Origin of the sequence: Ralstonia sp. 25C (assembly GCF_051904805.1) — a bacterium.
Classification (GTDB): Bacteria; Pseudomonadota; Gammaproteobacteria; order Burkholderiales; family Burkholderiaceae; genus Ralstonia.
The window spans coordinates 1,325,633-1,336,819 of sequence record NZ_CP196737.1 but is presented as its reverse complement, the minus strand read 5'-3'; the positions used below and the strand labels follow the sequence as shown (position 1 = coordinate 1,336,819).

Genomic DNA, 11,187 nt, shown 5'->3' with positions numbered 1-11,187 from the left:
ACCTGTGCACTCGGTTGCGTCAACTCGCGCTCGGATGCGGCGCGCTGGGCGCCGCACGATGAGGGTCAGATGCCGGAAGATCAGCCGATCACGAACAGCGGTTGGCCGTATTCCACAGCCTGGCCGTTGTCGATCAGGATTTCCTTGATGACGCCAGCCTTGTCCGCTTCGATCTCGTTGAGCAGCTTCATCGCTTCGATGATGCAGATGGTCTGGCCTTCCTTGACGGTGTCGCCCACCTTGACGAACTCGGCGGCGCCCGGCGACGGCGAGCGGTAGAACGTACCGACCATCGGCGAGGTCACGATGTGACCAGCCGGCAGGGCCGGAGCGGCAGCTTCAGCGCTGACGGCAGCCGGAGCGGCGGCGGGCACGCCCACAGCGGGTGCAGCCTGCATCGGCATCGGCGCGTATTGCATCGGTGCCATCACTTGCTGCGGTGCCGACTTGACGATGCGGACCTTGCCTTCGCCTTCGGTCACTTCGAGTTCCGAAATGCCCGATTCGGCCACCAGGTCGATCAGCGTTTTCAGCTTGCGCAAATCCATGAACGTTCTCCTGCAGCGTCGGCGGTCTGGGGCGAGCAATGCGCGCGAATGGCTCTTCAGCCACGCATCGTAAAGTCAGAGCGCTCCAGGCGCTGGCGTCGTTGCGTTGGTTAAGTGATTGAAATAAAAGGGAAGAAGACGGCTGGCTAGCCGCCGCGTTGATCGTTGCTTTGGTCGATGCAGTAGTCCAGTGCAGCCAGATAGCCGCGCCAACCCAGCCCACAGATCACGCCTACTGCCTGGTCCGCCAGATACGAATGGTGGCGGAACGGCTCCCGGCGGTGCACGTTGGACAGATGGACTTCAATGTACGGAATCGCCACCCCGGCCAGCGCATCGCGCAAGGCCACGCTTGTGTGCGTGTAGGCCGCCGGGTTGATGATGATGAATTCGACGCCTTCGCCCTTGGCTGCGTGGATGCGATCGACCAACGCGCCTTCGTGGTTGGACTGAAAGTGCGTCAGCGTGACACCACGCGTTTGGGCACGTTCGACCAAGGCGGCATTGATGTCGGCCAGCGTGGTCGCGCCATAGACTTCCGGCTCGCGTGTACCGAGCAGGTTGAGGTTCGGGCCGTGCAGGACGAGCACGTTGCGAGGCGCTTTGTCGTTCGGTTTGTCAGCCACGATTTGACGGGTTGAGCGAAGTTGGGCGCAATTTACAGCAACTTAGAATGCTTTGTCTAGTTTTTGCTAAAAAACTATCGAAGAGCCGGTGTTTTCGCCGATGTTGCCGTCGCCGCTCGGTGTTTTGCGCAAGAAGAAGGGGATTTGCGCGCACATGCCCGACATATGACGTTTTTGAACCTTCACGTGCGTTGCAGCGCGTCCCGCAGTTCCTCAGCATGCACCCGGCCCATCTTTCGGAAGGTGATCTCGCCGTGTGCGTTGAGGATCACGGTAAAGGGCAGGCCACCCACTTCGTTGCCAAACTGACGCCCCAGTTCGGTGCCACCAAAGCCCGCCACCGCTATCGGGTACGTGACCGGCACCTTGTTCAGGAACGTCTGAATATTGGCGGCGGTATCGATGCCGATGCCGACAAACTTTACCTTGGCCTTTTGCTCCTGGGCCAAAGCCGACAGTTCCGGCATCTCTTCTACGCAAGGACCGCACCATGGTGCCCAAAAGTTAATCACCACGGCTTGGCCTCGAAAGGCTGCCAGATCCAGTGGCGTGCCGTTGGCATCGGGAAGCTTGCTGCCGTAAAACGCGGCGACGGCGTTGTCGGCAGGTGTTTTCGGCGCCGTGGTGCGATGCCCAGCGTAGACGCCCAGCGCCGCGGCAACCAGGCCGGCGATCAGCAGGGCAATCAGGGTGGTGCGGCGGGACATGGTGTGCGGTCTCTATATATAGACAGAGGCGAAGCGTGCGGGATTGTACTCCTGTCGGCTGGCTACCCCGCCGAAAGGAGGGCGCGCACCGCCGTGGCGTCCCCGCGTTGCGTCTTGCCGCTGGCATCGGCGCGTCGGGCACCCCGCACGTCGTTCATGTCGTACAGGGCGATGTGGACGCCGACCGGTGTGCCGGTTTCCGCGCGCAACGCACGGGCCAGTTCCCGCGACTCGGGGCCCCCAGGCCATTGGCCGCGCCATAGAAAACTGAGGGTTTCCACCTCTTCGCGACCCGCGCGGCTCGCAAAATGGGCGCTTTCGGTGGTGTCGAAATCCACGCCGGCATTCAGCAGGAAGATCGCCACGTCCTTCGGGCTGTCGCAGAAGACTTGCAGGTGGATGTCGGAGTGCTCGCTGGCGGTGCCGTTGAACACGGCGCCGGCCAAGTAGGGATGATACGTCTCCAGCCCGTCCATCAGCACCAGGGCGATGCGGCGCAGCAGCGCCAGCACGCGCGGCTGCGATTGGGCCTGGAACAGCGCCTGGTATTCGCGGACTTCCGTTTCGACCTGCTCGTTATCGGGCAGCCACTCGCCGGCGGCGCGCGCTTCCGTGCCGAGGACCTGGCGCGCGGCCTTGCGCTTGGCGGTGGCGTAATCGGCACCATCCTCCGCGATCATGCGGGCGGCGACGGCGGCGATTTCCTCCCGCACGCGGGCGGGATCGAGGGTGGGGCGTCTGGACATGGCTCTATTTTACTGAAGCGCGCAAGCCGGCCTGAAGCGGCAGGTACAATGCCGCGCAACGAAGTTGAGATGGCTCCCATGCATATCCACATCCTTGGAATCTGCGGCACCTTCATGGGCGGCATTGCCCTGATCGCCCGCCAGGCTGGTCACCGGGTGACCGGCTGCGACGCCAACGTCTACCCCCCGATGAGCACCCAGCTCGAAGCCCAGGGCATCGAACTGATTGAGGGTTTCGACCCCGAACAGCTCTCGATCGGTGCGGATCTGTACGTGATCGGCAACGTGATCTCGCGCGGCAACCCGCTGATGGAAGCCATCCTGGATCGCAATCTGCCCTACATTTCGGGCCCGCAATGGCTGGGCGATAACGTCCTGCGCCAGAAGTGGGTGCTTGCCGTGGCAGGTACGCATGGCAAGACGACTACCACGTCGATGCTCGCCTGGATTCTGCAGGACGCCGGCTACAACCCCGGTTTTCTGGTGGGCGGCGTGCCGCGCAACTTCGGGCTCTCGGCACGGCTGACGGACTCCGACTTCTTCGTCATCGAGGCCGACGAGTACGACACCGCGTTCTTCGACAAGCGCAGCAAGTTTGTCCACTATCGCCCCCGTACCGCCATTCTCAACAATCTCGAATTCGATCACGCGGACATCTTCCCGGATCTTGCTGCGATCGAAACGCAATTCCATCATCTCGTGCGGACTGTGCCCGGCCAAGGGCGCCTGCTGGTCAATGGGCGCGAAGACAGCCTGAAGCGCGTACTTGAGCGTGGATACTGGTCAGAAGTCGAGGAGTTCGGGGCGGAAGGCGACCCCGGCTGGGAGATCGCCAATCTGGGCCACGATGATAGCTTTGAAGTCGTCTTCAACGGCCAAACGCAGGGCCGGGTACGCTGGGCGCTCCAGGGTGACCACAACCGAATGAACGCGCTGGCTGCCATCGCCGCCGTCCGTCACGTAGGGGTGCCGCCTGCGCAGGCCATTGAAAGCCTCGCCCGTTTCGAAAATGTGAAACGCCGCATGGAAGTGCGCGGCACGGTCAACGGCATCACTGTCTACGACGATTTTGCCCACCACCCCACGGCCATTCGCACGACGATCGAAGGCTTGCGCCGCCGTGTCGGTTCCGGCCGCATCCTGGCTGTGCTGGAGCCGCGCTCCAATACGATGAAGCTGGGTGTGATGAAGCAAGCGCTTCCCGACAGCCTGTCGGGTGCCGATCAGGTGTTCGCTTATGGCGCCGCCAACGGGCGCGACGCCATCGGCTGGGATCTGGCCGGTGCACTCGCGCCGTTGGGCGACCGCGCCACGGCGTTTTCGGATCTGACAGCCTTGGTCGATGCGGTGACGGCTGCTGCGCGCCCGGGCGACCACGTGCTAGTCATGAGCAACGGCGGGTTCGGCGGCGTGCATCAAAAGCTGCTCGACGCGCTCGGTACGGCCAACTGACTGCGATATGCCGGCCTCCATCGTCTATCTGCACGGATTCCGCTCGTCGCCGCGCTCATTCAAGGCCCAGTTGCTGGGCAAGCGCATGGCGTCCATCGGATTGGCGGACCGGTATGTGTGTCCGATGCTGCCAGTCTCGCCGCGCGAAGCAATCGTAGAAGTCGAGGCCTTGCTCGCTGAGGTAAGTACGCGGGACGGCGCCAAGCCGGTGTTGATTGGCTCTTCACTGGGTGGCTTTTACGCCACATGGTTGGCAGAGCGCCACGGCTTGCGTGCCGCGATGCTGAACCCGGCGACGCGGCCCGAGCGCGATCTCGCCAAGTACGTGGGCGAACAGCCGCTTTGGCACGGCGGCGGCACCATCCGCGTCGAGCCTCACCATTTGGATGAACTCCGGGCGCTGGCTGTGCCCGCCATCTCGCAACCTGAGCGCTACTACCTCCTTGCCGCCACCGGCGACGAGGTGCTCGACTACCGCGAAATGCTCACGCACTTCCCCGGCGCCACGACCAGGCTGATCGAGGGCAGCGATCACGGCATCAGCGATTTCGCCCAGTACATGGACGAAGTGCTCGTCTTCTGTGGCGTTCCTGCCGATTTGCTGGCCGCGCATCCGTTCGATAGCGCGGCATGACGGAATCCCCGTCGTATCCGCGCAGCTTGTGGCGCAGCGCGTTGCCCCCTGCCGTCGTCTACGGCCGGCATTGGGCGCGCTGGGCGGTGGGCGCCGATTCCCTGACTGCACGCTTGCGCGCCGCGTCGTCGAGTTTCCACGTGCAACTGCTCGGCCAGCATCGGGCGATGCCATTGCGCGATGAGTGGCGTTGCCTTGGCATGGTGGGCCCGGCGGAAACACTCGTTCGCGAAGTTTTGCTGATTTGCGACGACATTCCCGTGGTGTATGCGCACACCATCGTGCACCCGCGCAGCGTGGCGCTGGACTGGCCATTCCTGAAGGCGTTAGGGACCCAGCCGCTGGGGCATTCCCTCTTTGCCGATCCGCGTGTCAAGCGGAGCAGATTCGAGTTTGCGCTGTTGGATGCGCGCCACCCGCTGGTCCGCCGCGGGCACGCTGCGTTGGGCGATGTGCCGATGACGCGCACAGAGCGGCTGCCCGCTCGCCGCTCGGTGTTCCGGCGCGGGGCCAGCGCAATGCTGGTGACCGAGGTTTTCCTGCCGGCATTGGCGGATTTTCACCCGCCCCAGTAAGCGTATTTCGCGGGCCGGGCGGCCGGCCAGTGCGGTATCATCGCCCCCAACTTTTTGTCGCCGCGCGCAGGGCCTTCGGTGCCCGAACAGGCGGCTTATTCACCTCATTCAAAGCGGCGCGCTGTCGTGTGGGCGCCGCCATCCAGACAAATCCATGCAGTTGCTGTTTGAAGAAGGCGGCGAGATCCGCGCGGGCACCGTGTTGTCCCAGCAGGGCGAGGCCTATCAGGTTGAATTGCCGAGCGCCAAGCGCACCAAGGTCAAGTCGCGCGATGTGTTGCTGCAGTTCAACCAACCCTCGGCCGGCGAGCTGTCGAAGGCTGCGCAGGTGCTGTCGGCGGACATCGACCTGGATTTCCTCTGGGAATGCGCACCCGCCGATGAGTTTGGCTTTACCGATCTGGCGGGCGAATACTTTGGCGCCGGTGCGGACGCCACCCAACAAGCCGCGCTCGCGATGGCGTTGCACGGCTCGCCCGTTTACTTCCGCCGCAAAGGACGCGGCCGCTACCAGCGCGCGCCGGAAGATCAGCTGAAGGCTGCGCTGGCCGGGCTGGAACGCAAGAAGCAGCAGGCCGCCCTGCAAGCCGAGTACGAAGCTGAGCTGAAGGCGATGCGCCTGCCTGAGGCGTTCCGCGGCAAGACCCTGCAACTGTTGTTCAAACCGGACAAGAACAGCCTCGAGTACAAGGCGCTCGACGCGGCATGCACGGCACTCGGCCTGTCGCCGATGCGGCTGATGGTGGCGGTTGGCGGCGTCGCCAATGCGCGCGCCCTGCACGAGGCGCGCTTCCTCTCGGAGTGCTTCCCCAAGGGCACCGGCTTCCCCGACGTGACCGTGCCGGAACCCACGCTGGCATTGCCGGCGGCGGATGTGCAGGCGTTCTCCATCGATGACGTCACCACCACGGAAATCGACGACGCCATCTCCGTCACGCCCATCGACGATGCCACCGTGCGCATCGGCATCCATATTGCGGCGCCCGGCTTTGGCATTCAGCGTGGCGATGCGTTGGACGCCATTGCTCGCCAACGTCTGTCGACGGTGTACTTTCCCGGCGACAAGATCACGATGCTGCCGGAGTCGGTGGTCGATCGGTACACGCTCCAGGAAGGGCGCGCATGCCCGGCGCTGTCGCTGTACGCGACGGTGGACCGCGCCACGTGGACGGTCACGGCCAGCGAAACGCGCTGCGAATCCGTGACAGTGGCGGCCAACCTGCGCCACAACCTGCTCGACGACGTGATCACTGCCGAGGCACTGGCCGACGGCTCGGGCGAGTACCCGTTCAAGGCCGAACTGGCGGTGCTGTGGCCGTTTGCGTGCGCGTTGTACGACGGCCGCCAGCAGGCCCGTATTGCCAGCGGTCTGAAACCCGAAGGCGCGCAGAAGGGCGACTACTCGTTCTACATCGACCCGATTCCCGAGGCCGACCGTGGCGAGGGTGACGCAACTGAGCGCGTCCGCATTGAGCAGCGCAAGCGTGGCTCGCCGCTGGACAAGATCGTCGCCGAGATGATGATCCTGGCCAACAGCACGTGGGGCCGCATGCTGGCCGACGCCGGTGTGCCGGGCATCTACCGCACGCAGAAGGCGTGGGGCATGCACCGCACGCGCATGCAGACGTATCCGGCGCCGCATGAAGGGCTGGGCGTGGCGCAATACGCGTGGAGCACGTCGCCGCTGCGCCGCTATGTCAACCTGGTCAACCAATGGCAGATCGCTGCCGTGGCACAGCATGGCGTGACCGCCAAGCTGGTCGCCCCGTTCAAGCCGAAAGACGCCGATCTGCTGGCCGCCGTGGCCGACTTTGAAGCCACCTACGCCGCCTATGCCGAGCACCAGTTGACCATGGAGCGCTACTGGTGCCTGCGCTGGCTGAAGCAGGAAAATCGCACGCGCATGCAGGCCGTGGTGCTTAAGGACGGCGCTGTGCGCTTCGCCGAGATTCCGCTGGTGACGAAGGTGCAGGAGTTGGCGCAGACACCGCGTGGCACACACGTCGTGCTCGATATTCTGGACACGGACGAGATCGGCCTGGAAGTGTCGTGCCGCGTGGTGGAAATCCTCGCGCCCGCAGCCGATGCCCAGGCAGAAGCCGAGGCCATCGAAGCGGAACTGGCTGAGGCGGAAGCCGACGCGTCCGATGCGCCGGCCGAGCCACAACCGGCTGCCGACGGGGAAGAGGCCCGTGCGGAAGCCGCCGCTGTTCCTGATTCTGCTGTGGCGCCGCCGCCGCAGGGCGACGAGAGCGGTGGAACGCCCGCCGCTGCCTAACTACAATCGCAGTCTGACCGTTATCTCGCGCATCGCCCCAGGAACCGACCCCCATGGCCGCCCTCGCAAACCGTCCGGACTGGTCCGGCAGCAGCACGCTTACCAAGGCGCTAGTGGTGTCACTGGCCGTGCATGTGCTGCTGCTGTTCGTGCGCGTGGTGGCGCCCGAGGCGTTCGACATCAAGCGCGATGATCCCGGGCTGGACGTGGTGCTGGTCAATGCCAAGTCCTCCACTGCGCCGTCCAAGGCGACGGCCGTGGCGCAGGTCAACCTGAATGGGGGCGGCGAGTACGACCAACAGCGCGCCACCACACCCCTGCCGGCGGATACGAACGAGCAGACCGGCGATTCCATCAAGCTCACGCAGCGCCGCCTCGAGTATCTCGAACAGGAGCAGCGCCGCCTGCTCACGCAGTCGAAAGACCGCGCGCCGCTGGTCAATGATCGCCAGGTCAAGCCGGGCGAGCGCCCGCAACCGTCGCCCACCAACGGCACGGACGACCGCACCACACAGGATGAAATCGCCCGCCTGCAGGCCGAGATCGACCGCAACCTCGAGAACTACGCCAAGCGCCCGCGCCGCAACGTGCTGACCGCCGCCAGCGCCCGCCAGGTGGACTACGCCCGCTATTACGACGCCGTGCGCCGCAAGATCGAAACGCGCGGCACCGCCAATTTCCCCAGCCAGAACGGCCACCCGCTGTACGGCGAGTTGATCCTCGTCATCAGCATCAGTCGTGAGGGCCAGCTTGGTTACAACCAGGACGGCTACAAGATCGAAGGCATTGAAGTGGCCAAGAGTTCCGGCAATCCGGCGCTGGATCGCCAGGCCGTGGCGATCGTGCGGTCTTCCGCGCCGTTCGGCCCCTTCCCTGCGGAGATGCGCAAGCGCGTCGACATTCAGGATGTCGTCGCAACGTTCAAGTTCACCCGCGCAGGCCTGGAAACTCACCTGCAGACCCGCTGAGGTCGTTGTTTATGCCGTCGTCGTTTCAAGAGGCCATCCTCGCTGCCGCGAGTGCGCCCCCCACAGATCGCTATGGCGTGATCGGCAACCCGATCTCGCATAGCAAATCGCCCACCATCCATGCCGCGTTTGCCCAGCAGACCGAGCAGCTCATCCGCTACGACCGCATCTACGCCGAGCTGATCGCGTTTGAAGAAACCGTGCTGACCTTCGTGCGCGAAGGCGGGCGTGGGCTCAACGTGACGGTGCCGTTCAAGCTCGATGCGTATGCGATGTCGACTTCGCTGTCGCTACGGGCCGAATCGGCTGGCGCGGTCAACACGCTTAAGTTTGACGGTGACGAAATCTTTGGCGACAACACCGACGGCGTCGGCCTGATGCGCGACATCACGCACAACATCGGCAATGCGCTGCAAGGCGAGCGCGTGCTCCTGTTGGGTGCGGGCGGTGCGGCCCGTGGCGTGTTGCTGCCGCTGCTGGAACACAAGCCGGCGCGCGTGTTCGTTGCCAACCGCACGGCCGATCGCGCGAACAAGCTGGTCGATCGCTTCGAGGTCTCCGCCAAGCTGCACGAGGTCGAACTGGTGGGTGGCGGCTACGACGAGCTTGCCGTGGATGACGTGTTTGACGTCATCATCAACGCCACGGCGGGCAGTCTGCAGGCCGTGGTGCCGCCGATTCCCTCCACGGCGTTCGGCCCCAACGCCTTGGCCTACGACATGATGTACGGCTCGCGGCCAACGGTGTTCATGGAATTCGCCAAGCGCAATGGCGCGCGTGCCTGGGATGGCCTCGGCATGCTGGTGGAGCAGGCGGCGGAATCGTTCTTCGTCTGGCGCGGGGTGCGTCCGAACACGGCGCCCGTGCTGCTCGCCATGCGTGAAGGGCTGCAGGGCGAAGCCGCGGTCGCCGCGCGCGCCCAGCGCTGAACAAGAGCAGCGTCCCCCCATGATGCGTTGGCTCGGCTATGTGATCGGCTGCTTCGTGGCAGGCGTGGTCGCGCTCAACCTGTACTTCTTTGCGGCCATCGCCAGTTGGCAGGTGTTCGCGCCGTCCTCCACGGCATTCATGCGCGCCGAGCGCATGCGCCTGTGCGGCGCCAACGTCTTCACCTGCAAGATCGATCATCGCTGGGTCGGGTACGACCAGATCTCGCGCAACCTCAAACGCGCCGTCATCGCCAGTGAAGATGCCGACTTCGTCTCGCACAGCGGCTGGGAAGTCGATGCCATGCTCGATGCATGGGAGAAGAACAAAAAGCGCGGTCACGTGGTCGCCGGGGGTTCCACCATCACGCAGCAGTTGGCCAAGAACCTGTTCCTCTCGGGCGAGCGGCACTACCTGCGCAAGGGCGAAGAGCTCGTCATCACCTGGATGCTCGAGTTCTGGCTCGACAAGGAGCGCATTCTCGAGATCTATCTGAATTCGGTGGAGTGGGGCGAAGGCGTGTTCGGCGCAGAAGCCGCCGCGCAGCATTACTTCAAGCGCCCGGCTTCGCAGTTGACGGTGGGGCAGGCTGCGCGACTGGCAGCAGCGCTGCCCGCGCCCAAGTGCTTCGATAAGAAGAGCTATTGCGCCAATGTGCACGTCAACTTCACGCGCAAGGCCACTGTGATCGCCAACCGGATGGGCTCCGCCACGCTGCCGGACTGATCCGGTCCGGCGCTTACTTGAGCCAGCCCTTGCGCCGGAAATACACCAGCGGAATCGCCGCCGACACGATCATCATCACGATCGCATACGGGTAGCCTTGGGCCCAGTCCAACTCCGGCATCACCTTGAAGTTCATGCCGTAGATCGACGCGATCAGCGTGGGCGGCATCAGCGCTACCGACACCACCGAGAACAGCTTGATGATCTTGTTCTGGTTGATGTTGATGAAGCCGACCGTGGCATCCATCAAGAAGTTGACCTTGTCCGACAGGAACGCCGTGTGGTTCTCGATGGAGTCGATGTCGCGCAGCACCTGGCGTGCTTCGTCCTGCTGATCGGTCGAGAGCAACTGGCTGCGCAACAGGAATGAGATCGCGCGGCGCGTGTCCATTACATTGCGGCGGATGCGGCCGTTCAGGTCTTCCACCCGCGCGATGATTTCCAGCACGTCGGCAGCGGCGGCATCCGTCACTTCGTCGGCCAACACACGCTTGCTGGCGTCTTCCAGGCGTTCGTAGACTTCTTCGATGGAGTCCGCCGAGTATTCCGCGTCGGTGGCGTACAGGTCCATCAGCACGTCCTTCGCATTGCGCACGGAGCCCGGGCGCAGCCGAGCACGCATGCGCACCAGGCGGAAAGCGGGGAGGTCTTCGTCGTGGATGGAGAACAGCACATCCTTGGTCAGCACAAAGGCCACGCGCACGTTGCGCGAGGTGGTTTCTTCGTCGAGCAGGAAGTCGGTACGGATGTGGATGTTGCCGTCTTCGCCTTCAAAGTAGCGGGCGGAGGCTTCCAAGTCCCCCAGTTGTTCCAGTTCCGGGAGCACGACGCCGTAGGTTTCCTTGATCCACGCCAGCTCCTCGTCGTCCGGGTCGATCACGTCGATCCAGATCGGTTTGTGTTGCAGGAGTTCGCTGCGTTCTTCGACCTGTTCTTGCGCGAGACGGCCTTTTTGCACGACGAACAGGTTGATCATGGAGTTTCCTTGCTGCGATGCGTT

At 64.0% G+C, this 11,187-nt stretch carries 12 protein-coding genes; 7 read left to right on the top strand and 5 right to left on the bottom strand.

The window, feature by feature from the left end; all coding sequences use genetic code 11:
- Window positions 1–80 precede the first annotated feature (80 nt).
- The 4 genes from accB to ACS7SF_RS06205 form a co-directional block, all read right to left on the bottom strand.
- Window positions 81–548, bottom strand: coding sequence for an acetyl-CoA carboxylase biotin carboxyl carrier protein (gene accB / locus ACS7SF_RS06220; RefSeq protein ID WP_439892175.1), 468 nt, complete (start codon window positions 546–548; stop codon window positions 81–83).
- A 146-nt stretch (window positions 549–694) separates the two neighbouring features.
- Entirely contained in the window at window positions 695–1,174 is a 480-nt protein-coding gene (gene aroQ / locus ACS7SF_RS06215) for a type II 3-dehydroquinate dehydratase (protein ID WP_439892174.1), read from the bottom strand.
- Window positions 1,175–1,356: 182 nt separating this feature from the next.
- The gene (locus ACS7SF_RS06210) at window positions 1,357–1,881 is read right to left on the bottom strand and encodes a TlpA family protein disulfide reductase (protein WP_439892173.1); all 525 of its coding nucleotides are present in this window, start codon (window positions 1,879–1,881) and stop codon (window positions 1,357–1,359) included.
- 62 nt (window positions 1,882–1,943) lie between these two features.
- Entirely contained in the window at window positions 1,944–2,627 is a 684-nt protein-coding gene (locus ACS7SF_RS06205; RefSeq protein WP_439892172.1) for a UDP-N-acetylmuramate--alanine ligase, read from the bottom strand.
- Between the two features lie 78 nt (window positions 2,628–2,705).
- Between ACS7SF_RS06205 and mpl the strand changes: the two genes are divergently transcribed.
- The 7 genes from mpl to mtgA all read left to right on the top strand — a co-directional run bounded on the left by mpl (window position 2,706) and on the right by mtgA (window position 10,187).
- Entirely contained in the window at window positions 2,706–4,079 is a 1,374-nt protein-coding gene (gene mpl / locus ACS7SF_RS06200) for a UDP-N-acetylmuramate:L-alanyl-gamma-D-glutamyl-meso-diaminopimelate ligase (protein ID WP_439892171.1), read from the top strand.
- A 7-nt stretch (window positions 4,080–4,086) separates the two neighbouring features.
- Complete coding sequence (locus tag ACS7SF_RS06195; RefSeq protein WP_439892170.1) at window positions 4,087–4,713, top strand: YqiA/YcfP family alpha/beta fold hydrolase; 627 nt, start codon at window positions 4,087–4,089, stop codon at window positions 4,711–4,713.
- Window positions 4,710–5,288, top strand: coding sequence for a chorismate--pyruvate lyase family protein (locus ACS7SF_RS06190; RefSeq protein WP_439892169.1), 579 nt, complete (start codon window positions 4,710–4,712; stop codon window positions 5,286–5,288). The genes ACS7SF_RS06195 and ACS7SF_RS06190 overlap by 4 nt, the downstream gene beginning before the upstream one ends.
- Window positions 5,289–5,442: 154 nt before the next feature.
- Window positions 5,443–7,566, top strand: a complete 2,124-nt coding sequence (locus ACS7SF_RS06185; protein WP_439892168.1) for a ribonuclease catalytic domain-containing protein — start codon at window positions 5,443–5,445, stop codon at window positions 7,564–7,566.
- 53 nt (window positions 7,567–7,619) lie between these two features.
- On the top strand, window positions 7,620–8,534 hold the full coding sequence (locus tag ACS7SF_RS06180) for an energy transducer TonB family protein (RefSeq protein ID WP_439892167.1): 915 nt from the start codon (window positions 7,620–7,622) through the stop codon (window positions 8,532–8,534).
- 11 nt (window positions 8,535–8,545) lie between these two features.
- A complete protein-coding gene (gene aroE / locus ACS7SF_RS06175) occupies window positions 8,546–9,463 on the top strand; it encodes a shikimate dehydrogenase (protein ID WP_426395015.1) in 918 nt (305 codons plus the stop codon).
- Between the two features lie 19 nt (window positions 9,464–9,482).
- Entirely contained in the window at window positions 9,483–10,187 is a 705-nt protein-coding gene (mtgA, locus tag ACS7SF_RS06170; protein ID WP_439892166.1) for a monofunctional biosynthetic peptidoglycan transglycosylase, read from the top strand.
- A 13-nt stretch (window positions 10,188–10,200) separates the two neighbouring features.
- On the opposite strand, the gene corA is transcribed toward mtgA, so the two are convergent.
- Complete coding sequence (gene corA, locus ACS7SF_RS06165) at window positions 10,201–11,163, bottom strand: magnesium/cobalt transporter CorA (RefSeq protein ID WP_439892165.1); 963 nt, start codon at window positions 11,161–11,163, stop codon at window positions 10,201–10,203.
- Between the last annotated feature and the right edge of the window lie 24 nt (window positions 11,164–11,187).

Coding starts and splice junctions, on each gene's coding strand:
- accB (WP_439892175.1), bottom strand. CDS start 548: ATGGATTTGCGCAAGCTGAAAACGCTGATCGACCTGGTGGCCGAATCG.
- ACS7SF_RS06210 (WP_439892173.1), bottom strand. CDS start 1,881: ATGTCCCGCCGCACCACCCTGATTGCCCTGCTGATCGCCGGCCTGGTT.
- ACS7SF_RS06205 (WP_439892172.1), bottom strand. CDS start 2,627: ATGTCCAGACGCCCCACCCTCGATCCCGCCCGCGTGCGGGAGGAAATC.
- mpl (WP_439892171.1), top strand. CDS start 2,706: ATGCATATCCACATCCTTGGAATCTGCGGCACCTTCATGGGCGGCATT.
- ACS7SF_RS06195 (WP_439892170.1), top strand. CDS start 4,087: ATGCCGGCCTCCATCGTCTATCTGCACGGATTCCGCTCGTCGCCGCGC.
- ACS7SF_RS06190 (WP_439892169.1), top strand. CDS start 4,710: ATGACGGAATCCCCGTCGTATCCGCGCAGCTTGTGGCGCAGCGCGTTG.
- ACS7SF_RS06185 (WP_439892168.1), top strand. CDS start 5,443: ATGCAGTTGCTGTTTGAAGAAGGCGGCGAGATCCGCGCGGGCACCGTG.
- ACS7SF_RS06180 (WP_439892167.1), top strand. CDS start 7,620: ATGGCCGCCCTCGCAAACCGTCCGGACTGGTCCGGCAGCAGCACGCTT.
- aroE (WP_426395015.1), top strand. CDS start 8,546: ATGCCGTCGTCGTTTCAAGAGGCCATCCTCGCTGCCGCGAGTGCGCCC.
- mtgA (WP_439892166.1), top strand. CDS start 9,483: ATGATGCGTTGGCTCGGCTATGTGATCGGCTGCTTCGTGGCAGGCGTG.
- corA (WP_439892165.1), bottom strand. CDS start 11,163: ATGATCAACCTGTTCGTCGTGCAAAAAGGCCGTCTCGCGCAAGAACAG.